We start from the raw sequence: 20,672 nt of genomic DNA, 5'->3' as shown, positions 1-20,672 counted from the left end.
TCAGACGGGGGAGGGCGGACCGAGCGGGTCGTGGACGAGGACCGCCCGTGCGGCGTCGATCCCCGAGACCTCCAGCGTCCACTCCGGCCGTGTCAGGGTCTCCGGTGTGACGCGGAACCGCAGCTCCTCGACCGACGCATCGTCCGGACCGACGATCCGGTGCGTCCCGTTCGGCCGGTAGCCGAGGGCCTCCGAGACCCGGATCGAGCGGGTGTTCCAGGCGAGGGCGGCGCTCTCGGCGACCTCGGCTCCGAGGTGGTCGAAGGCGAGGAGGAGCACAGCGGCGCGCATCTCCCGCCCGAGGCCGCGGCCCTGCGCCGAGCGGGTGAGCCACGAGCCCGAGGCCAGGGTGCGGGTGGCGGCGAAGGACTCGGCGACCACGTCCTGGCAGCCGACGACCCGGCCGTCCTCGACCACGGCGAACGCGACGCGCCACGACTCCCGCGTCGTCTGCGCGCGCTGCGACCAGTGGAAGCGGGCGAGCTCGCCGGGCAGGCGCTCCGCCGGCGCCTCGGCCCAGGGGGAGGGGAACGGCGAGCGGCCGCTCTCGTGCACGCCCGCGAGGGCTGCCTCGGCGAGAGGGCCGAGGTCGGCGTCGCGGACCGGATGAAGCTCGAGCCGCGGCGTGCGCAGCTCCAGCGAGAACAGGGGCCAGGGGTCGGTGCTCATCCGACGACGCTAGCGAGCGGAGGCGCGCACCGCGCGACCAGGCGGGTACCGGTGGTGGGACTCGAACCCACAAGCCCTCTCGGACAGAGCATTTTGAGTGCCCCGCGTCTGCCATTCCGCCACACCGGCTCATCACCAGCCCGTCGAGAATACCGTAGGCTCATCGGCGTGACTGACCAGGAACCCTCGTCGACCGCACCCCGTCGGGTCGTCGTCGCCGAAGACGAATCCCTCATCCGCCTCGACATCGTGGAGATCCTCCGCGACAACGGCTTCGAGGTCGTCGGCGAGGCCGGCGACGGAGAGACCGCTGTGGCCCTCGCCACCGAGCTGCGCCCCGATCTCGTCATCATGGACGTCAAGATGCCCCAGCTCGATGGCATCTCGGCGGCCGAGCGCCTCTCGAAGGCGCACATCGCGCCCGTCGTCCTGCTCACCGCCTTCAGCCAGAAGGAGCTCGTCGAGCGCGCCAGCGAGGCCGGAGCGCTCGCCTACGTCGTGAAGCCCTTCACGCCCAACGACCTGCTGCCCGCGATCGAGATCGCCCTCTCGCGGTACGCCCAGATCCTCACCCTCGAGGCCGAGGTCGCCGACATGGTCGAGCGCTTCGAGACCCGCAAGCTCGTCGACCGCGCCAAGGGCCTGCTCAACGAGAAGATGGGGCTCACCGAGCCCGAGGCGTTCCGCTGGATCCAGAAGGCCTCCATGGACCGTCGGCTCACCATGCACGACGTCGCGCAGGCGATCATCGAGCAGCTGAGCACGAAGAAGGCGTAGCGCGAGGCCGGGCCCGAGGGCCCACGGCCTCAGGGCCAGAGGCGGGTGCGCTCCCACGGGGAGCCGCCCGCCTCCGTCGTTCCCGGGCGGTACTCGAGACGGGTGTGATCCTGCTCCGGCGCGGTCGAGCCCTGCCAGAACTCGATGCGCTCGGGCACGACGCGGTAGACGGCCCACTCCCGGTCGAGCGTCGCGGGCGAGCAGCCCACGGCGACACTGGTCTGGAGCGTGACGAGGCCGAAGTCCTGCGCGCTGCGCATCGGCTCGCTCTGGCGTCCGACGAGCAGGGCGGTGCGAGCGGCCTCGGAGCGGCGGCGGAAGTCGTCGGCCGACTCCTGCGCGGAGGCGCGCTCGACCCGGCCCTCGACCCGGACCTGACGGCCCTGGACCGGCCAGAAGAAGGTCAGCGCAGCGTGCGGGTTCTCCTCCATGGCGCGTCCCTTGGGGCTGGTGGCATGGGTGGAGAACGCCCAGCCCGCCTCGTCGATCTCGCGCAGCACGAGCACGCGCGCCGAGACCGTGCCGTCGTCGGAGGCGGTGGAGAGCGTGGCGCCGTGGGGGAGGAGCTGGCCCGCGTCCTTCGCCTCCTCGAGCCACTGCGCGAACAGCTCGAGAGGATCGGCCGGAGCCGCCTCCGCATCGAACGAGGGCAGCTCGGAGGGCATGGACGGGAGGCTCTTGAGGAGATGGCGAAGGCTCATCCGCTCAGTGTCGCCCTTCGGGCACCACCGGGCACAGTCGCGCGCCGTCGCTTGACAGTGCCGCTCGCCGCGGTGCCGGGTCCCCGAGCGGCGCGGCCGACCGGTCGATCCCCCGTCGCTCGCAGGCACGGGCGGTCCCGACGGCGGTCGCGGTCCTGGGCGTGGTCGTCGCCCTCCGCTCCCGCGAGGGGGACCCGTCCGCTCCCGTCAGCGGGCGTCGCGGATGATGTTGGTGATCCGCACGGTGGAGAGGCGGCGCCCCTCCTGGTCGCGCACGACGATCTCGTGGGTGGTGAGGGTGGAGCCCAGGTGGATCGCGTCGCAGGTGGCGATCACGAAGCCCGAGTGGACCGACCGGCTGTGGCTCGCGTTCAGCTCGATGCCCATCGCCAGGCGGCCCGCGCCGGCGTGCACGTTCGCCGCGATCGAGCCCATCGACTCGGCGAGCACGACGTGCGCGCCGCCGTGCAGGATGCCGACCGGCTGCCGGTTGCCCTCGACGGGCATCGAGGCCACCGAGTGCTGCGGGGTGAGCTCGTGCCAGAGGATCCCCATCCGCTCGGCGAGCTCGCCCATGCCGCGGCCGATCCCGGCGACCAGGTCGAGCGCGGGCGGGCGGATCCAGGCGGTCGTGGTGGGGGTCGGCTCGGTCACGTCGCTCCTCGCGCTGGAGCCTCGGAGCGGCCCTGACCGGCGGGCGCGAGCGGGCCGATCCGGTGTCGGAGGCGCTGTGTAGTCTGGCCCTGTGTCAGATCCGGAACAGCCTATCCTCCTGCTCGTCGACGGCCATTCCCTGGCGTTCCGGGCGTTCTACGCGCTCCCGGTCGACAGCTTCCAGACCCGCGAGGGCCAGCACACGAACGCCATCCACGGCTTCCTCTCGATGCTGATCCTGCTGCTGAAGAACGAGAAGCCGACCCACCTCGGCGTCGCGTTCGACATCTCCCGCTACTCGTTCCGCACCCGCGAGTACCCGGAGTACAAGGGCACCCGCGGCGAGACGCCGCCCGAGTTCAAGGGCCAGGTCCCCCTTCTCGAGGAGGCGCTGCACGCCATGAACATCCGGACCGTCTCGAAGGAGGACTTCGAGGCCGACGACATCCTCGCGACGCTCGCCCGCCAGGGGGCCGAGGCCGGCTTCCGCGTGCTGGTCGTCTCGGGCGATCGCGACACCATCCAGCTGGTGACCCCGGACGTCACCCTGCTCTACCCCTCCACCCAGGGCGTCTCGCAGCTCACCCGCTACGACCGCGACAAGGTCTTCGAGAAGTACGGCGTCGAGCCGCACCAGTACCCCGAGATCGCCGCGCTCGTCGGCGAGACCAGCGACAACCTGCCCGGCGTCGACAAGGTCGGCCCCAAGACGGCCGCGAAGTGGGTCAACCAGTACGGCACGGTCGCCGACATCATCGCCCACGCCGACGAGATCAAGGGCGTGGTCGGCGAGAAGCTGCGCGAGCAGAAGGAGAACGCGCTCCGCAACCGCCGCCTCAATCGGCTGGTGACGGACGTCGAGCTCCCCCTCGGGCCGCACGATCTGACGCGCCGTCCGATCGATCCTGACGCGGTCCGCGAGATCTTCAGCCGCCTCGAGTTCAAGACCCTGCAGGAGCGGGTCCTCACGATCGCCGCGGAGGAGGGCGTCGACGGCGCTGCCGAGGCCCTGGCGGGCGACGTGGTCACGACCTCCGCACCCGCCGTCCGCACCCTGGTCGACGAGGAGCTCGCGCACTGGCTCGACCGCGTGTCGGCGAAGGGCACCGCGCCCGTCGCCGTGCAGGTCCTGCTCGGAGCCGGCGGGCTCGAGGGCGTCGGCCTCGCGGTCGAGAAGGAGACGACGTTCGTCCCGTGGGCCGCCGAGCGGCCCGACTACACCGCGCTCGAGCAGTGGCTGGCCGGGCCCGCCCCCAAGTACTTCGCCGACGCGAAGCCCCAGATCAAGGCGCTGCGGAGGGCCGGACTCCCCGTCGCGGGGCTCGCGTTCGACACCCGCGTCGCCTCCTGGCTGGTGCAGCCCACCGGGCACCCGGCCACGCTCGCGGCGCAGGTCGCGCAGCACCTCGACGAGACCATGGCGCAGGGCGACCCGAACCAGCTGGTCCCCACCGTCGAGCCGATGGGGCCCGCCACCGAGGCCTGGTACGCGTACCGGCTCGTCGCTCCGCTGCGCGAGCGGCTGGGCGAGGGGATGCTCTCGGTGCTCGTCGACATCGAGCTGCCGATCGTCCAGGTCCTCGCGACGATGGAGCTCACCGGCGTCGCGATCGACGCCGACGTGCTGGCGCGCCTCCGCGCCGAGCTGACCGTCTCGGCCGCCGACCTCGCGAGCCGCGCGTTCGCCGAGATCGGACACGAGATGAACCTCGGCTCGCCCAAGCAGCTGCAGCAGGTCCTCTTCGAGGAGCTCGACATGCCGCGCACCCGGGCCACGAAGACGGGCTACACCACCGACGCCTCCGCCCTCGCTGACCTGCAGGAGTCGCACCCGCACCCGTTCCTCGGGCTGCTCCTCGAGCACCGCGACGCGACCAAGCTCAAGCAGATCATCGAGACGCTCGAGAAGTCGGTCACCGCCGACGGCCGGATCCACACCAGCTACGACCAAACCGGCACGGCCACCGGCCGGATCTCCTCCAACGACCCGAACCTGCAGAACATCCCCGTCCGCAGCGAGGTGGGCCGCCGCATCCGCACCGCCTTCGTCCACGGAGCGGACGCGAGCACCCTCCTCACTGCCGACTACTCGCAGATCGAGATGCGGATCATGGCGCACCTCTCCGGGGACGCCGGGCTGATCGAGGCCTTCCACTCCGGCGAGGACCTGCACCGCTTCGTCGGATCGCGGATCTTCGGCGTCGATCCGGGCGACGTCACCTCGGCCATGCGCAACAAGGTCAAGGCGATGTCGTACGGCCTCGCCTACGGCCTGAGCGCCTTCGGCCTGTCGAAGCAGCTGCGCATCTCGAGCGCCGAGGCCAAGCAGCTGATGACCGACTACTTCGTCCGCTTCGGCGCGGTGCGCGACTACCTCCGCAGCGTCGTCGAGCAGGCCCGCGAGACCGGCTACACCGAGACGATCTTCGGTCGCCGGCGTCCCTTCCCCGACCTGCAGAGCGCGAACCGCGTCCTCCGCGACAACGCCGAGCGGGCGGCGCTCAACTCGCCGATCCAGGGCTCGGCCGCCGACATCATGAAGCGGGCGATGATCGGCGTGCAGGCCGACCTCGACGAGCAGGGGCTCGGCTCGCGGATGCTCCTCCAGGTGCACGACGAGCTCATCTTCGACGTCGCCCCCGGCGAGGAGGAGCCGCTCGAGGCGATCGTCCGCGGCCGGATGGCGGGAGCCGCCGACCTGAGCGTCCCGCTCGAGGTGCAGGTGGGCCACGGGTCCGACTGGGACGTCGCCGCGCACTGAGCCGGCCGCAGCGCCTGGCTAGGCTCGGAGGCATGAGCACCGACACCCCCCGCGAGCCCACCGCCGTCGACGCCGTCGCCGAGCGCTGGGTCGACACGCTCGTCGACCTCGACCCCACCCTCGGCACCGCGATCGGACGCAGCGGCGCGAACGGCTGCCTGGGCGACTACTCGCCGGCCGGTCTCGAGCGCGCCCGGGCGGCGACCGCCTCGGCCCTCGCCGAGCTCGAGGCCGCCGACCCCGTGGACGACGTCGACCGCGTCACGGTCGCCGACCTCGGCGCCGAGCTCCGGCTCTCCCTGGAAGGGCACGACGCCGGTCTGCCGCTGCGGGACCTCAACGTGATCGCGTCCCCGGCGCAGGAGCTGCGCGACGTCTTCGACCTGATGCCGACGGACGAGGTCGCCGACTGGGAGGCGGTCGCCGAGCGGCTGCTGGCCGTGCCAGCCGCTCTCGAGGGCTACGCGGAGACCCTGCGCGAGGGGATGCGCACCGGCATCGTCCCCGCCCGCCGCCAGGTCGAGCTCGTCGCCGAGCAGGCGCGGAAGATCGCCGCTCCCCGGGGGTTCTTCGCCGAGCTGGCCGCGGAGGCCGCTCCCGCCGCCGGATCCCTGCCCGCGTCGCTCGCTCAGCGACTGGAGGACGGCGCCCGCCGTGCCTCGGCCGCCTACGGGTCGCTCGCGCAGTTCCTCCGGGGCGAGCTCGCCCCCGCCGCGACCGAGCAGGACGCCGTCGGCCGGGAGCTGTACGCGCTGCACTCCCGCCGCTTCCTCGGCGCTGTCGTCGACCTCGACGAGACCTACGAGTGGGGGATCGAGGAGCTGGCCCGCATGACGTCCGAGCAGGAGTCGATCGCGCGCGAGATCCTGCCCGGCGCCTCCGTCGCCGAGGCGATCGCCCACCTCGAGGCGGACCCGGCCCGCACTCTGCACGGCGTCGACGCTCTGCAGGCCTGGATGCAGGAGACGAGCGACCGCTCCGTCCGCGAGCTCGCCGGCACCGCCTTCGACATCCCGGAGGAGGTGCGCCGCCTCGAGTGCAGGATCGCGCCGACCCAGGAGGGCGGCATCTACTACACCGGTCCGAGCGACGACTTCTCGCGCCCGGGGCGGATGTGGTGGTCGGTCCCGGCCGGAGTCACCGAGTTCGCCACCTGGCGGGAGCTGACCACGGTCTACCACGAGGGCGTCCCGGGCCACCACCTGCAGATCGGCCAGGCCGTCCACAACCGCGCCCACCTCAACACCTGGCGCCGTCAGCTCGCCGGGACCTCCGGCCACGCCGAGGGCTGGGCGCTCTACGCGGAGCGGCTGATGGAGCGCTTCGGCTACCTCGACGACCCGGCCGACCGCCTGGGCATGCTCGACGGCCAGCGGATGCGCGCGGCGCGCGTCGTGCTGGACATCGGCGTGCACCTCCAGAAGCCGATGCCGGGCTCCGACACCGTCTGGACCGCCGACTCGGCCCTCGACTTCCTGCGGGCCAACGTGAACATGGACGACGCGTTCGTGCGCTTCGAGGTGAACCGGTACCTCGGCTGGCCGGGGCAGGCTCCGTCCTACAAGATCGGGCAGCGGATCTGGGAGCAGCTGCGCGACGAGGCGGAGGTGCGCGAGGGCGCCGCGTTCTCGCTCGCGGCCTTCCACCGGAGGGCGCTCGACCTCGGCGGCGTCGGTCTCGACACCCTCCGCTCCTCCCTCGCCGGCTGACTCCGGAACCCGCGCCTGGACGGGCGCGGCGAGATTGCCGTGCGCCTCCCGGGGCGTCTAAGCTGGGGTGTCACATCTGTGGCGCCGCCGTGCCCGCGGCGCGCGAGGAAGGCCGGTCCTCCGGCCGGCCGAGCGCGGCTCCCGGGCCGGAGGCACATCCCTCACCACCGCAGTGGTCACCACTCCGCCGAGCCGCGAGGCCCGCAGGCGGCCGCCGCCCGAGACCCATCCATCCTGGAGCATCCCTTAATGACAACCGCAACGACCGACAAGGCAACCAAGCAGGTCGCGATCAACGACATCGGGTCTGCTGAAGACTTTCTTGCCGCGGTCGAAAAGACTCTGAAGTTCTTCAACGACGGAGACCTCATCGAAGGCACCGTCGTGAAGATCGACCGCGACGAGGTCCTCCTCGACGTCGGCTACAAGACCGAGGGCGTCATCCCCTCGCGCGAGCTCTCCATCAAGCACGACGTCGACCCCTCCGAGGTCGTCAACGTGGGCGACAGCGTCGAGGCCCTCGTCCTCCAGAAGGAGGACAAGGAGGGTCGCCTGATCCTGTCCAAGAAGCGTGCGCAGTACGAGCGCGCGTGGGGCGACGTCGAGAAGATCAAGGAGTCGGACGGCGTCGTCACCGGCTCGGTCATCGAGGTCGTCAAGGGCGGTCTCATCGTCGACATCGGCCTCCGCGGCTTCCTCCCGGCCTCGCTCATCGAGCTGCGCCGTGTCCGCGACCTCACGCCGTACCTCGGCCAGGAGATCGAGGCGAAGATCCTCGAGCTCGACAAGAACCGCAACAACGTGGTCCTGTCGCGTCGCGCGCTCCTCGAGCAGACCCAGTCCGAGAGCCGCACCACGTTCCTGAACAACCTGCACAAGGGTCAGGTCCGCAAGGGCGTCGTGTCGTCGATCGTCAACTTCGGTGCGTTCGTCGACCTCGGCGGCGTCGACGGTCTCGTCCACGTCTCCGAGCTCTCCTGGAAGCACATCGAGCACGCCTCCGAGGTCGTCGAGGTGGGCCAGGAGGTCACCGTCGAGATCCTCGAGGTCGACCTCGACCGCGAGCGCGTGTCGCTCTCGCTCAAGGCGACCCAGGAGGACCCGTGGCAGGTCTTCGCCCGCACCCACGCGATCGGACAGGTCGCGCCGGGCAAGGTCACGAAGCTGGTCCCGTTCGGTGCCTTCGTCCGCGTCGCGGACGGCATCGAGGGCCTCGTCCACATCTCCGAGCTGTCGGGCAAGCACGTCGAGCTCGCCGAGCAGGTCGTGTCGGTCGGCGAAGAGGTGTTCGTCAAGGTCATCGACATCGACCTCGACCGTCGCCGCATCTCCCTCTCGCTCAAGCAGGCGAACGAGAACGTCGACCCCGAGGGCACCGAGTTCGACCCGGCGCTCTACGGCATGGCCACGGAGTACGACGACCAGGGGAACTACAAGTACCCCGAGGGCTTCGACCCCGAGACCAACGAGTGGCGCGAGGGCTTCGAGTCGCAGCGCGAGGCCTGGGAGCTGGAGTACGCCGCTGCTCAGGCGCGCTGGGAGGCCCACAAGGCCCAGGTCGCCAAGTCGCAGGAGGAGGCGGCCACCGTCTCCGAGGGCGTCTCGGTCGGCGCCGGCTTCACCAGCGAGTCGACCACCGGCGGCACCCTCGCCGACGACGAGTCGCTCGCCGCGCTCCGCGAGAAGCTGTCCTCGAACAACTGATCGCGAGCACATCGCATCGAACGGCCGGTCCCCTCGGGGGCCGGCCGTTCGGCGTTCCGGGCGACGGCGCTGGGTAGGGTGGCCGGGTGCATCTCGTCGCCCTCACCGGAGGCATCGCCTCGGGCAAGTCCACCGTCGCCCGCCGTCTCGCCGAGCACGGAGCGGTGGTGGTCGACGCCGACGTCCTCGCGCGCGAGGTCGTCGAGCCGGGGGAGCCGGCGCTGGCGGCGATCGCCGAGCGCTTCGGCCCGTCCGTGATCCGCGCGGACGGCGCGCTCGACCGCCCGGCGCTCGGCGCGATCGTCTTCTCGGACGCGGCGGCCCGCGCCGACCTCAATGCGATCACCCATCCGGCGGTGACCCTCCGCTCGCAGCGGCTGTTCGCGGAGGCCGCCGAGGCGGACCCGGCCGCGGTGGTCGTCTACGACGTCCCCCTCCTCGCCGAGGGCCGTGGAGCGGGGGAGTTCGACGAGGTGGTCGTCGTGCACGCGCCGCAGCACCTCCGCATCGAGCGTCTCGTCGCCCTCCGGGGACTGACCGAGGAGGAGGCTCGTGCGCGGGTCTCGTCGCAGGCGAGCGACGAGGAGCGCCTCGCCCTCGCCGACGTCGTGATCGACTCCTCCGGCACGCTGGAGGAGACGCTCGCTCGGACCGACGCGCTGTGGGAGCGTCTCGCCCGCTGACGGTCCGTCCCGGACACCCGCCCTCGTGGCCGAGCGGCCCGGCCGGAGAGCGCACCCCCGTTCGCCGCCAGCGCACGCGTCGTCCGGTGTCGGTGGTCGCGGCTACGCTTCGAACCATGGAGCCAACCCGTGCCGTGCACCCGTTCGAGGTCATCAGCGAGTACAAGCCGAGCGGTGACCAGCCCGGCGCGATCGCCGATCTGAGCGCCCGCATCAACGCCGGCGAGACCGATGTCGTCCTGCTGGGCGCCACCGGAACCGGCAAGTCCGCGACCACGGCCTGGCTCGTCGAGGCCGTGCAGCGCCCCACGCTCGTGCTCGCGCACAACAAGACCCTCGCCGCGCAGCTCGCCAACGAATTCCGCGAGCTGTTCCCCAACAACGCCGTCGAGTACTTCGTCTCGTACTACGACTACTACCAGCCCGAGGCCTACGTCCCGCAGACGGACACCTTCATCGAGAAGGACAGCTCGGTCAACGCCGAGGTCGAGCGGCTGCGCCACTCCACCACGAACTCGCTCCTGAGCCGCCGCGACGTGATCGTGGTGTCGACCGTCTCGTGCATCTACGGCCTCGGCCAGCCCGAGCAGTACCTCGAGGCGATGGTGGCGCTCCAGGTCGGCCAGCGGGTCGACCGGGACCGCCTCATCCGCAAGTTCGTGTCGATGCAGTACGCGCGCAACGACGTCGACTTCGCCCGCGGCACCTTCCGGGTGCGGGGCGACACGATCGAGATCATCCCGATGTACGAGGAGCTCGCGATCCGGATCGAGATGTTCGGCGACGAGATCGAGGCGCTCTACACGCTCCACCCGCTCACCGGCGACATCGTCCGGAAGCTCGACTCCGTGTCGGTCTTCCCCGGCTCGCACTACGTCGCCAGCCAGGACGTCATGCACCGTGCGATCGACACCATCCAGCAGGAGCTCGAGGTGCGCCTGGCCGACCTCGAGAAGCAGAACAAGCTCCTCGAGGCGCAGCGCCTGCGGATGCGCACGACCTTCGATCTCGAGATGATGCAGCAGATCGGATTCTGCTCCGGCATCGAGAACTACTCCCGGCACATCGACGGCCGCGAGTCGGGCGAGGCCCCGCACTGCCTGCTCGACTACTTCCCGGACGACTTCCTCGTCGTGATCGACGAGTCGCACGTGACGGTGCCGCAGATCGGTGCGATGTACGAGGGCGACGCGTCCCGCAAGCGCACGCTGGTCGAGCACGGCTTCCGCCTGCCCTCGGCGATGGACAACCGGCCCCTGAAGTGGGAGGAGTTCAAGTCTCGCGTCGGCCAGACCGTCTACCTCTCGGCGACCCCGGGCCGCTACGAGATGGGCATCGCCGACGGCATCGTCGAGCAGATCATCCGCCCGACCGGCCTGATCGATCCCGAGATCGTCGTCAAGCCGACGAAGGGCCAGATCGACGACCTGCTCGAGGAGATCAAGCGCCGCACCGAGCGCGACGAGCGCGTGCTCGTCACGACGCTGACGAAGCGCATGGCCGAGGAGCTCACCGACTTCCTCACGGAGGCCGGCGTCCGGGTCCGCTACCTGCACTCCGACGTCGACACCCTGCGGCGCGTCGAGCTCCTCTCGGAGCTGCGAGCGGGCGTGTACGACGTCCTGGTCGGCATCAACCTGCTGCGCGAGGGGCTCGACCTGCCGGAGGTCTCGCTCGTGGCGATCCTCGACGCCGACAAGGAGGGCTTCCTCCGCTCGTCCACGTCGCTCATCCAGACGATCGGCCGTGCGGCGCGCAACGTCTCGGGCGAGGTCCACATGTACGCCGACAAGGTGACGGACTCGATGCGGCTCGCGATCGACGAGACCGACCGCCGACGCGAGAAGCAGGTCGCCTACAACCTCGACCACGGCATCGACCCGACGCCGCTGCGGAAGAAGATCGCCGACATCACCGACGCCCTCGCCCGTGAGGGGGCCGACACCGCCAAGCTGCTCGCCGGGCGCGACGCCAAGAAGAAGAGCCCGACGCCGAACCTGCGCCGTCAGGGTCTCGCCGCGAACGGCGGCAACGACCTCGAGGCGATCATCTCCGACCTCAACGGGCAGATGCTCCAGGCGGCGGGCGAGCTCAAGTTCGAGCTCGCGGCCCGGCTGAGGGACGAGGTCCAGGAGCTCAAGCGCGAGCTCCGCCAGATGGAGAAGGCCGGGCACCTGTCCTGATCGGGGGCGCTGATCCGCAAGGGGAGGGGCCCGCGGATCAGCGCCCAGCGAACGCCACGGGCGATGTCGGTGGCTCCGCATACACTTTCGGAGTGTCGATCCTGAACGCCGTTACGGACCCCTCCTCCACCCCCTCTCCCTCCTTCCACCGCTTCGTCTCCTCGCTCGACGAGTCGTCCTCGAAGCTGGTGGTGAGCGGCGCGCGGGTGCACAACCTGCAGAACGTCGACCTCGAGATCCCGCGCGACTCGATGGTGGTGTTCACCGGTCTCTCGGGCTCGGGCAAGTCCTCCCTGGCCTTCGACACGATCTTCGCGGAGGGCCAGCGGCGCTACGTCGAGTCCCTCTCCGCGTACGCCCGCCAGTTCCTCGGGCAGGTGGACCGGCCGGACGTCGACTTCATCGAGGGCCTCAGCCCCGCGGTCTCGATCGACCAGAAGTCGACGAACCGCAACCCGCGCTCCACCGTCGGCACGATCACCGAGATCTTCGACTACATGCGTCTGCTGTGGGCGCGCATCGGCGTCCCGCACTGCCCCATCTGCAGCGAGCGGATCTCCGCGCAGACCGTGCAGCAGATCGCCGACCAGCTGATGGAGCTCGAGACCGGTACCCGCTACCAGATCCTCAGCCCCGTCGTCTCGCAGAAGAAGGGCGAGTTCGTCGACCTCTTCAAGGAGCTGACCGCGGGCGGCTACTCCCGCGCCATGGTGGACGGGAAGCTCGTCCAGCTGAGCGAACCGCCGGTGCTCAAGAAGCAGTACAAGCACGACATCTCCGTCGTGGTCGACCGGCTCGTGGCCGGCCCCGACATCCTCGGGCGCCTCACCGACTCGCTCGAGACGGCCCTGCGGCTCACCGACGGCATCGTGCAGATCAACTACGTCGACGGCGAGGGCGACGGCGCCTGGACCACCTACTCCGAGAAGCTGTCCTGCCCCAACAACCACCCGATCTCGCTGACCGAGATCGAGCCGCGGACCTTCTCCTTCAACGCGCCCTTCGGCGCCTGCCCGGAGTGCTCGGGCCTCGGCACGCGCATGTCGGTCGACGACGAGCTGCTGCTCGGCGACCCCGACCTGAGCATCGCCGAGGGCGTCATCATCCCCTGGACCACCCAGGGCAAGGGCTTGTTCCAGTACTACGAGAAGCTGCTCGACGGCCTCTCCCGCGACCTCGGCTTCACGCTCACCACCCCGTGGAAGCGCCTCAGCACCGAGGTGCAGCAGGCCGTCCTCCACGGCGACAACTTCGAGGTCAAGGTCAAGTGGAAGAACCGCTACGGCCGCGAGATGAGCTACACCTCGGGCTTCGAGGGCGTCGTGCCCTACATCGAGCGCCAGTTCGTCCAAGCCGAGACCGACGTCCAGCGCACCCGCTGGTCCGAGTTCCTCCGCGAGGTGCCCTGCCCCGTGTGCAAGGGCTCCCGCCTGAAGCCGGAGGTGCTCGCCGTGCTCGTGCACGGGGCGAGCATCGCGGACGTGGCCGACCTCAGCCTCGGCGACGCCCAGGACTTCATGAGCCGGCTCGAGCTGACCGACCGCGAGGCGCACATCGCCGCGCAGGTGCTGCGCGAGATCCGCGCGCGCATCGACTTCCTCATCGAGGTCGGGCTCAACTACCTCAACCTCTCGCGCGCCGCCGCCTCCCTGTCGGGCGGCGAGGCGCAGCGCATCCGCCTGGCGACCCAGATCGGCTCCGGGCTGACCGGCGTGCTCTACGTGCTCGACGAGCCGAGCATCGGCCTGCACCAGCGCGACAACCGCCGCCTGATCGACACCCTCATCAAGCTGCGCGACCTGGGCAACACGCTGATCGTGGTCGAGCACGACGAGGACACCATCCGCACCGCCGACTGGATCGTCGACATCGGCCCGGGCGCCGGGGTCAACGGCGGCAAGGTCGTGCACTCCGGCTCCTACGAGTCGCTGCTCGAGAACACCCACTCGCTCACCGGCGACTACGTCTCGGGCCGCAAGGCGATCGAGGTCCCGAAGAAGCGGCGGAAGATCGACCGCAAGCGGATGATCAAGGTCGTCGGGGCGAACGCCAACAACCTCCGCAAGGTCGACGCGGAGTTCCCGCTCGGCACGTTCGTCGCGGTCACCGGGGTCTCCGGCTCCGGCAAGAGCACCCTCGTGAACGACATCCTCTACCGCGTGCTCGCCAACCAGCTCAACGGCGCCCGCAAGGTGCCGGGCAAGCACACGCGCGTCACCGGCCTCGAGAACCTCGACAAGGTCGTGCACGTCGACCAGAATCCGATCGGCCGCACGCCGCGCTCGAACCCCGCCACCTACACGGGCGTGTTCGACCGCATCCGCAACCTCTTCGCCGAGACCACCGAGGCGAAGGCGCGGGGGTACCTGCCCGGCCGCTTCAGCTTCAACGTCAAGGGCGGCCGCTGCGAGGCCTGCTCGGGCGACGGCACCATCAAGATCGAGATGAACTTCCTGCCCGACGTCTACGTGGCGTGCGAGGTCTGCGGGGGAGCGCGCTACAACCGCGACACCCTGACCGTGCACTACAAGGGCAAGAACATCGCCGAGGTGCTCGACATGCCGATCGCCGAGGCGGCCGACTTCTTCGAGCCGATCACGGCGATCCACCGCTTCCTCCGCACGCTGGTGGAGGTGGGCCTCGGCTACGTCCGCCTCGGGCAGAGCGCGACCACGCTCTCCGGCGGCGAGGCGCAGCGCGTCAAGCTGGCGACCGAGCTCCAGCGCCGCTCCAACGGCCGCAGCGTCTACGTGCTCGACGAGCCGACGACGGGCCTGCACTTCGAGGACGTCCGCAAGCTCCTCCTCGTCCTCAACGGCCTGGTCGACAAGGGCAACACGGTGATCACCATCGAGCACAACCTCGACGTCATCAAGTCGGCCGACTGGCTGATCGACATGGGTCCCGAGGGCGGCGCCGGCGGCGGACAGGTGGTCGCGGTGGGCACCCCCGAGCACGTGGCGAAGGTCGAGGGCAGCCACACCGGCATGTTCCTCGCCGAGATCCTCGGCTGACGCGAGCGAGAGGCATGGCGCAGACAGTCGACTTCCGGCCGAAGCCGGGTGAGATCCCGACCCTCCCGGGCGTGTACCGCTTCACGGACGCCCGGGGGCGGGTGCTCTACGTGGGCAAGGCCAAGAACCTCCGCGCGCGGCTGAGCAACTACTTCGCCCCGCTGCCGAGCCTGCACGAGCGCACCCGCCGGATGGTCACCTCGGCCTCCGGGGTCGAGTGGACCGTCGTCGGCACCGACGTCGAGGCCCTGCAGCTCGAGTTCACCTGGATCAACGAGTTCGATCCCCCCTTCAACGTCAAGTTCCGCGACGACAAGTCCTACCCCTATATGGCGGTGACGCTCGGCGACGAGGCCCCGCGGGTGATGGTCACGCGGAACGCCAAGATCAGGAAGGCCCGCTACTTCGGGCCCTACCCGAAGATCTGGGCGATCCACGAGACGATCGACCTGATGATCAAGGCGTTCCCGATCAGGACCTGCAACGACTCCAACTACAAGCGCGCCATGCAGAGCGGCAAGCCCTGCTTCGCGTCGCAGATCGGCCGCTGCGGCGGGCCCTGCTCCCACCGCGTCACCTTCGCCGAGCACCGCGAGATGGTCGACCGCTTCGTCGCCTTCATGGGCAGCCACGACCGCCGGATGATCGGCGAGCTCGAGAAGGAGATGCGCGAGGCCGCCGCGGCGATGGAGTACGAGCGCGCCGGCAAGCTTCGCGATCAGGCCGCCGCCCTCGACGCGGTCCTCGCCAAGAGCGCTGTCGTGCTCAAGGACAACGTGGACGTCGACCTCTACGCGATCGTCCACGACGAGCTCGCCGCCTCCGTGCAGCAGTTCCGGGTCCGCGGCGGGCGCATCCGCGGCGAGCGGGGCTGGGTCGTCGACAAGGAGCTCGACATGAGCACGGCGGAGCTCGTCGACACGGCACTCCAGGCCGCCTACGAGACCGGCGACGTCCCGCCCCGGGAGGTCGTCGTGCCGGAGCTGCCCGAGGACACCGAGGCGCTCGAGGAGTGGCTGAGCGGACTGCGCGGCACGAACGTGCGCCTCCGAGCGGCCCAGCGCGGAGACAAGGCCGCCCTCCTCGAGACGGCGACGCAGAACGCGAAGCACTCGCTGATGCTCTACAAGACCCGCCGCTCCGCCGACTTCACCGCTCGGACGCAGGCCCTGGAGGACATCCGCGACGCCCTAGGCATGAGCGAGGCGCCGCTCCGGATGGAGTGCTACGACGTCTCCCACCTCAGCGGCACCAACATCGTCGCCTCGATGGTGGTCTTCGAGGACGGGCTCGCGCGGAAGGACCAGTACCGGCGGTTCTCCATCGCGGAGTCGACGGACGACACCGAGTCGCTGCACCAGGTGCTCACCCGCCGCCTCGCGTACCTCCGCGAGCCGGTCGAGCCCGCGGCGGTCGACCCCGAGACCGGCGAGGCCAAGCGGCGCAAGTTCTCGTACCCCCCGCAGCTGCTGATCGTCGACGGCGGCCAGCCGCAGGTCGCAGCCGCGCAGCGCGCGCTCGACGAGTCCGGGGTGACCGGCATCACCCTCTGCGGGATCGCCAAGCGCCTCGAGGAGATCTGGCTGCCGGACTCCGACTTCCCCGTCATCCTGCCGCGCAACAGCGATGCGCTCTTCCTCTTCCAGCGCATCCGCGACGAGGCGCACCGCTTCGCGATCACCCACCAGAGGACGCGTCGCAAGCGCGACATCTCGTCGCAGCTGGCCGAGGTGCCCGGGCTCGGAGGCATGCGAGTCCGCGACCTGCTGAAGCACTTCGGATCCGTCGCCCGGCTCCGCGAGGCGGGCGAGGCCGAGATCGCCGAGGTCAAGGGCATCGGCCCGACGCTGGCGGGCGCGATCCACGCGCACCTGCATCCGGACGGGTCCGCCGTCGGGGGCACGCCCTAGGCTGGAGGCCCGCGCTCCGGGGGAGAGCGGCCGGTGCCCGGCACCGAGGACACGAGCAGACACGAGCACGGAGAGCGCATGAGCACGGAGAGCGAGCAGCAGGACGTGCTGATCGTCACGGGGATGTCCGGAGCGGGCCGGTCCACGGCCGCGAACGCGCTGGAGGACCTCGGCTGGTACGTCGTCGACAACCTGCCGCCGCAGATGCTGCGCCCGCTGGTCGACCTGGCGCAGCGTGCAGGGGACACGCTGCCGAAGATCGCGGCGGTCGTCGACGTCCGCGGACGCGACTTCTTCGAGGACCTCGGCGACATCGTCCGCGAGCTGCGCGCCGGGGTCGACCTCCGAGTGGTGTTCCTCGAGGCCACCGACGCCGCGCTCGTCCGCCGCTTCGAGCAGGTGCGCCGTCCGCACCCGCTGCAGGGCCGGGGGACCCTCCTCGACGGCATCTCCGCCGAGCGGACGCGCCTCGCTCAGCTGCGGGAGTCGGCCGACATCGTCATCGACACCTCGGACCTCAACATCCACCAGCTGGCCACCAGCATCACCGAGCGCTTCGCCGAGGCCGGCCGCGCGGGCCTCCAGGTCACGGTGATGAGCTTCGGCTTCAAGTACGGGCTGCCGACGGACGCCGACATGGTGGCCGACGCGCGGTTCCTGCCGAACCCGTACTGGATCCCGGAGCTGCGTCCGCACACGGGTCTCGACGAAGAGGTGAGAGACTACGTGCTGGCCCAGCAGGGCGCCGAGGAGTTCATCGACTCCTACTCCCGGGCCCTGCGCCCCGTGCTCGACGGCTACCAGCGCGAGAACAAGCGCCACGCGACCATCGCGATCGGCTGCACGGGAGGCAAGCACCGCTCCGTCGCGGTCGCGGGCCGTGTCGCGGCCCGTCTGGCCGAGCTGCCGGGCGTCGCCGTCAACGTGGCGCACCGCGACCTCGGCCGAGAATGATCCCCGCGCGCTCAGCCGCGCACCCGACGTAAGGAAGACTCCGTGGCCCTCACCGCAGACGTCAAGGGCGAACTGGTCGCGATCGTCTCGCGCAAGAACACCGTCCGTGCCGCCGAACTGGCGACCATCCTCCGCTTCTCCGGAGGACTGCACATCATCTCCAACCGCCTCGCGGTCGAGGTCGAGCTCGACTCCGCCCCGCTCGCGACCCGCGTGCGCCGCGACCTCGCCGAGCTGTACGGCGTCCGCAGCGAGGGCAGCATCGTCTCTGCCGGCGGATCCCGGAGGACCACGAGCTGGCTGGTGCGCGTCGTCGAGGGCGGGGACACCCTCGCCCGGCAGACCGGCCTCCTCGACCAGCGGGGCCGGCCCGTCCGCGGCCTGCCCAACCGCCTCACGACCGGCTCCCGCGAGGAGCTCGCCGCACTGTGGCGCGGCGCCTTCCTCGCCCAGGGCTCGCTGACCGACCCGGGCCGCTCCGCGGCGCTCGAGATCATCTGCCCCGGCAACGAGGCGGCCATGGCGATCGTCGGAGCCGCCGGACGCCTGGGAGTCCAGGCCAAGTCCCGCGAGGTGCGCGGCGTCCACCGGGTCGTCATCCGCGACGGCGAGAGCATCAGCGCGATGCTCACCCTGATGGGCGCGACCGCGACCGTCGCGAGCTGGGAGGAGCTGCGCCAGCGCCGCGAGGTGCGGGCGACCGCGAACCGCCTCGTCAACTTCGACGACGCGAACCTCCGCCGCTCCGCCCAGGCCGCCGTCGCGGCGTGCGCCCGCGTCGAGCGCGCGATGGAGATCCTGGGCGACGACATCCCCGAGCACCTCCGCTACGCCGGGCGCCTGCGCCTCGCGCACCGCGACGCGAGCCTCGACGAGCTCGGCCACCACGCCGATCCGCCGATGACGAAGGACGCCGTCGCCGGCCGCATCCGCCGCCTCCTCGCGATGGCCGACAAGCGCGCGTCCGACCTCGACATCCCGGGCACCGACGCGAACCTGCCGGCAGAGCTGCAGGACCTGTAGGCCCGGCCGCACGGCGCGCCCCGCCCGGCGAACGCTGAGTGTCTCCTGGTCGAACAACGCAAGCCCTCCGAACGCGGAGGGGCCCCCTCGCTAGACTGATCGGGTCGCTCAGGACACTCCCGGCCCTCCTCCTCCGCCTCGCGGAGGACGCCGGCGGGTCGCACGGGAGCGACGACCACGAACAGGAGATCGCACATGGCTGACTACACGCTCGCCGAACTGCCCTACGACTACTCGGCCCTCGAGCCGAACATCAGTGGGCGGATCATGGAGCTCCACCACGACAAGCACCACGCGACGTACGTGGCCGGGGCGAACACCGCGCTCGCCTCGCTGCAGGAGGCTCGCGACAGCGAGAACCTCGCGAACGTGAACAAGCTCCAGAAGGACCTCGCCTTCAACCTCGCCGGTCACGTGAACCACACCGTGTTCTGGAACAACCTCTCGCCGGACGGCGGCGACAAGCCCGTCGGCGAGCTCGCCGCGGCCATCGACGACAACTTCGGGTCGTTCGACAAGTTCCGCGCCCACTTCACCGCCTCGGCCCTCGGCATCCAGGGCTCCGGCTGGTCGATCCTCGCCTGGGACTCGCTCGGCGAGAAGCTCATCATCGAGCAGCTCTACGACCACCAGGGCAACCTCGCCGCGGCGACCGTCCCGGTCCTCCTCCTCGACATGTGGGAGCACGCCTTCTACCTCGACTACGTCAACGTGAAGGCCGACTACGTCAAGGCGTTCTGGAACATCGTGAACTGGGCCGACGTCTCCGCGCGCTTCGAGAAGGCCCGCGAGAAGACTTCGGGCCTGCTGCTACTGTCGTAGCGATCTCGGCGTCCCGGGCCCCGCGTCCGGGACGCCCTGTCGTCGGCTTCCATCCCTCCACTGCACCGTCGAGGTGCCTTTCCTCACCAGGAGATATCTGTGTCCGTCAAGATCGGCATCAACGGCTTCGGCCGTATCGGCCGTAACTTCTTCCGTGCAGCCCTCGCCAAGGGCAGCGACCTCGAGATCGTCGCGGTCAACGACCTCACCGACAACAAGGCCCTCGCGCACCTCCTGAAGTACGACTCCATCACGGGCCGCCTCGACGCGACCGTCGAGCTCGACGGCGACCGCATCGTCGTCAACGGCAAGCCGATCATCGTCCTCGAGGAGCGCGACCCCGCGAACCTCCCCTGGGGCGAGCTGGGAGTCGACGTCGTCATCGAGTCGACCGGCCGCTTCACCAAGTCGGAGGACGCGCGCAAGCACATCACCGCGGGTGCCAAGAAGGTCATCGTCTCCGCTCCCGCCACCGGCAGCGACGTCGCGACCCTGGTCCTCGGCGTGAACGAGAACACCTACGACCCCGCGACGCACGACATCATCTCGAACGCGTCCTGCACCACGAACTGCCTCGCGCCGCTCGCCAAGGTGCTGCTCGACAACTTCGGCATCGAGCGCGGCCTGATGACCACGGTCCACGCGTACACCGCCGACCAGAACCTCCAGGACGGCCCGCACAGCGACCTGCGTCGCGCCCGCGCCGCCGCCGTCAACATCATCCCGACCTCGACCGGTGCCGCCAAGGCGCTCGGCCTGGTCATCCCGGAGCTCGTCGGCAAGCTCGACGGCTACGCCCTCCGCGTCCCGGTCCCGACCGGCTCGATCACCGACCTCACCGTCGAGCTGACCAAGCCCGCCACCGTCGAGGAGATCAACGCGGCGTACAAGGCGGCCTCCGAGGGAGACCTCAAGGGCATCCTCAAGTACACCGAGGACCCGATCGTCTCGAGCGACATCGTGACCGACCCGCACTCGTCGATCTTCGACGCGGGCCTCACGAAGGTCATCGGCAGCCAGGTCAAGGTCGCCTCCTGGTACGACAACGAGTGGGGCTACTCCAACCGCCTCGTCGACGTCACCGAGTTCGTCGCCGGCAAGCTCTAAG

15 protein-coding genes and 1 tRNA gene are annotated in these 20,672 nt (G+C 70.4%); 12 read left to right on the top strand and 4 right to left on the bottom strand.

Going from position 1 to position 20,672, the window contains the following annotated elements; translation table 11 throughout:
- Nucleotides 1-669: a GNAT family N-acetyltransferase gene (locus C5C25_RS08935; protein ID WP_104250370.1), complete on the bottom strand. Its 669-nt coding sequence runs from the start codon at nucleotides 667-669 to the stop codon at nucleotides 1-3.
- A 46-nt stretch (nucleotides 670-715) separates the two neighbouring features.
- Nucleotides 716-798: transfer RNA gene (locus C5C25_RS08930), tRNA-Leu, on the bottom strand.
- A 39-nt stretch (nucleotides 799-837) separates the two neighbouring features.
- On the opposite strand from C5C25_RS08930, the gene C5C25_RS08925 reads away from it, so the two are divergent.
- Nucleotides 838-1,446, top strand: coding sequence for an ANTAR domain-containing response regulator (locus C5C25_RS08925; RefSeq protein WP_104221889.1), 609 nt, complete (start codon nucleotides 838-840; stop codon nucleotides 1,444-1,446).
- A gap of 29 nt (nucleotides 1,447-1,475) precedes the next feature.
- On the opposite strand, the gene C5C25_RS08920 is transcribed toward C5C25_RS08925, so the two are convergent.
- Both C5C25_RS08920 and C5C25_RS08915 read right to left on the bottom strand, forming a co-directional pair.
- On the bottom strand, nucleotides 1,476-2,147 hold the full coding sequence (locus C5C25_RS08920; RefSeq protein ID WP_104232645.1) for a pyridoxal 5'-phosphate synthase: 672 nt from the start codon (nucleotides 2,145-2,147) through the stop codon (nucleotides 1,476-1,478).
- Nucleotides 2,148-2,354: 207 nt separating this feature from the next.
- Nucleotides 2,355-2,801: a PaaI family thioesterase gene (locus C5C25_RS08915; protein WP_374953047.1), complete on the bottom strand. Its 447-nt coding sequence runs from the start codon at nucleotides 2,799-2,801 to the stop codon at nucleotides 2,355-2,357.
- Nucleotides 2,802-2,892: 91 nt separating this feature from the next.
- Between C5C25_RS08915 and polA the strand changes: the two genes are divergently transcribed.
- From polA to gap, 11 genes are all read left to right on the top strand, one after another.
- The gene (polA, locus tag C5C25_RS08910; protein ID WP_104250369.1) at nucleotides 2,893-5,562 is read left to right on the top strand and encodes a DNA polymerase I; all 2,670 of its coding nucleotides are present in this window, start codon (nucleotides 2,893-2,895) and stop codon (nucleotides 5,560-5,562) included.
- 32 nt (nucleotides 5,563-5,594) lie between these two features.
- Nucleotides 5,595-7,271 carry a DUF885 domain-containing protein gene (locus tag C5C25_RS08905; RefSeq protein WP_104250368.1) on the top strand — a complete coding sequence of 559 codons (1,677 nt, stop codon included), beginning with the start codon at nucleotides 5,595-5,597 and terminating at the stop codon, nucleotides 7,269-7,271.
- Nucleotides 7,272-7,520: 249 nt separating this feature from the next.
- Complete coding sequence (gene rpsA, locus C5C25_RS08900) at nucleotides 7,521-8,975, top strand: 30S ribosomal protein S1 (protein ID WP_104225298.1); 1,455 nt, start codon at nucleotides 7,521-7,523, stop codon at nucleotides 8,973-8,975.
- 86 nt (nucleotides 8,976-9,061) lie between these two features.
- A complete protein-coding gene (gene coaE / locus C5C25_RS08895; protein WP_104221899.1) occupies nucleotides 9,062-9,658 on the top strand; it encodes a dephospho-CoA kinase in 597 nt (198 codons plus the stop codon).
- Between the two features lie 116 nt (nucleotides 9,659-9,774).
- On the top strand, nucleotides 9,775-11,841 hold the full coding sequence (gene uvrB / locus C5C25_RS08890; protein WP_104221901.1) for an excinuclease ABC subunit UvrB: 2,067 nt from the start codon (nucleotides 9,775-9,777) through the stop codon (nucleotides 11,839-11,841).
- Nucleotides 11,842-12,029: 188 nt separating this feature from the next.
- The gene (gene uvrA / locus C5C25_RS08885; protein ID WP_244229661.1) at nucleotides 12,030-14,855 is read left to right on the top strand and encodes an excinuclease ABC subunit UvrA; all 2,826 of its coding nucleotides are present in this window, start codon (nucleotides 12,030-12,032) and stop codon (nucleotides 14,853-14,855) included.
- A 14-nt stretch (nucleotides 14,856-14,869) separates the two neighbouring features.
- Nucleotides 14,870-16,765: an excinuclease ABC subunit UvrC gene (gene uvrC / locus C5C25_RS08880; RefSeq protein ID WP_104250367.1), complete on the top strand. Its 1,896-nt coding sequence runs from the start codon at nucleotides 14,870-14,872 to the stop codon at nucleotides 16,763-16,765.
- Between the two features lie 78 nt (nucleotides 16,766-16,843).
- Nucleotides 16,844-17,719, top strand: a complete 876-nt coding sequence (gene rapZ / locus C5C25_RS08875) for an RNase adapter RapZ (protein ID WP_097166020.1) — start codon at nucleotides 16,844-16,846, stop codon at nucleotides 17,717-17,719.
- Nucleotides 17,720-17,761: 42 nt separating this feature from the next.
- Nucleotides 17,762-18,742 (top strand): DNA-binding protein WhiA, encoded by a 981-nt coding sequence (gene whiA, locus C5C25_RS08870; protein ID WP_104221905.1) that lies wholly within the window; start codon nucleotides 17,762-17,764, stop codon nucleotides 18,740-18,742.
- A gap of 195 nt (nucleotides 18,743-18,937) precedes the next feature.
- Nucleotides 18,938-19,564 carry a superoxide dismutase gene (locus tag C5C25_RS08865; RefSeq protein ID WP_104221907.1) on the top strand — a complete coding sequence of 209 codons (627 nt, stop codon included), beginning with the start codon at nucleotides 18,938-18,940 and terminating at the stop codon, nucleotides 19,562-19,564.
- A 99-nt stretch (nucleotides 19,565-19,663) separates the two neighbouring features.
- Nucleotides 19,664-20,671 (top strand): type I glyceraldehyde-3-phosphate dehydrogenase, encoded by a 1,008-nt coding sequence (gap, locus tag C5C25_RS08860; protein ID WP_104221909.1) that lies wholly within the window; start codon nucleotides 19,664-19,666, stop codon nucleotides 20,669-20,671.
- Nucleotide 20,672: the final 1 nt, after the last annotated feature.

The sequence above is a fragment of the Rathayibacter sp. AY2B9 genome, from assembly GCF_002931595.1.
Classification (GTDB): Bacteria; Actinomycetota; Actinomycetes; order Actinomycetales; family Microbacteriaceae; genus Rathayibacter.
Note: the sequence above shows the minus strand (reverse complement) of the source record. Positions and strands in the feature narration are given on the sequence as shown.

Coding starts and splice junctions, on each gene's coding strand:
- uvrC (WP_104250367.1), top strand. CDS start 14,870: ATGGCGCAGACAGTCGACTTCCGGCCGAAGCCGGGTGAGATCCCGACC.
- C5C25_RS08920 (WP_104232645.1), bottom strand. CDS start 2,147: ATGAGCCTTCGCCATCTCCTCAAGAGCCTCCCGTCCATGCCCTCCGAG.
- rapZ (WP_097166020.1), top strand. CDS start 16,844: ATGAGCACGGAGAGCGAGCAGCAGGACGTGCTGATCGTCACGGGGATG.
- uvrB (WP_104221901.1), top strand. CDS start 9,775: ATGGAGCCAACCCGTGCCGTGCACCCGTTCGAGGTCATCAGCGAGTAC.
- rpsA (WP_104225298.1), top strand. CDS start 7,521: ATGACAACCGCAACGACCGACAAGGCAACCAAGCAGGTCGCGATCAAC.
- C5C25_RS08865 (WP_104221907.1), top strand. CDS start 18,938: ATGGCTGACTACACGCTCGCCGAACTGCCCTACGACTACTCGGCCCTC.
- C5C25_RS08935 (WP_104250370.1), bottom strand. CDS start 669: ATGAGCACCGACCCCTGGCCCCTGTTCTCGCTGGAGCTGCGCACGCCG.
- C5C25_RS08905 (WP_104250368.1), top strand. CDS start 5,595: ATGAGCACCGACACCCCCCGCGAGCCCACCGCCGTCGACGCCGTCGCC.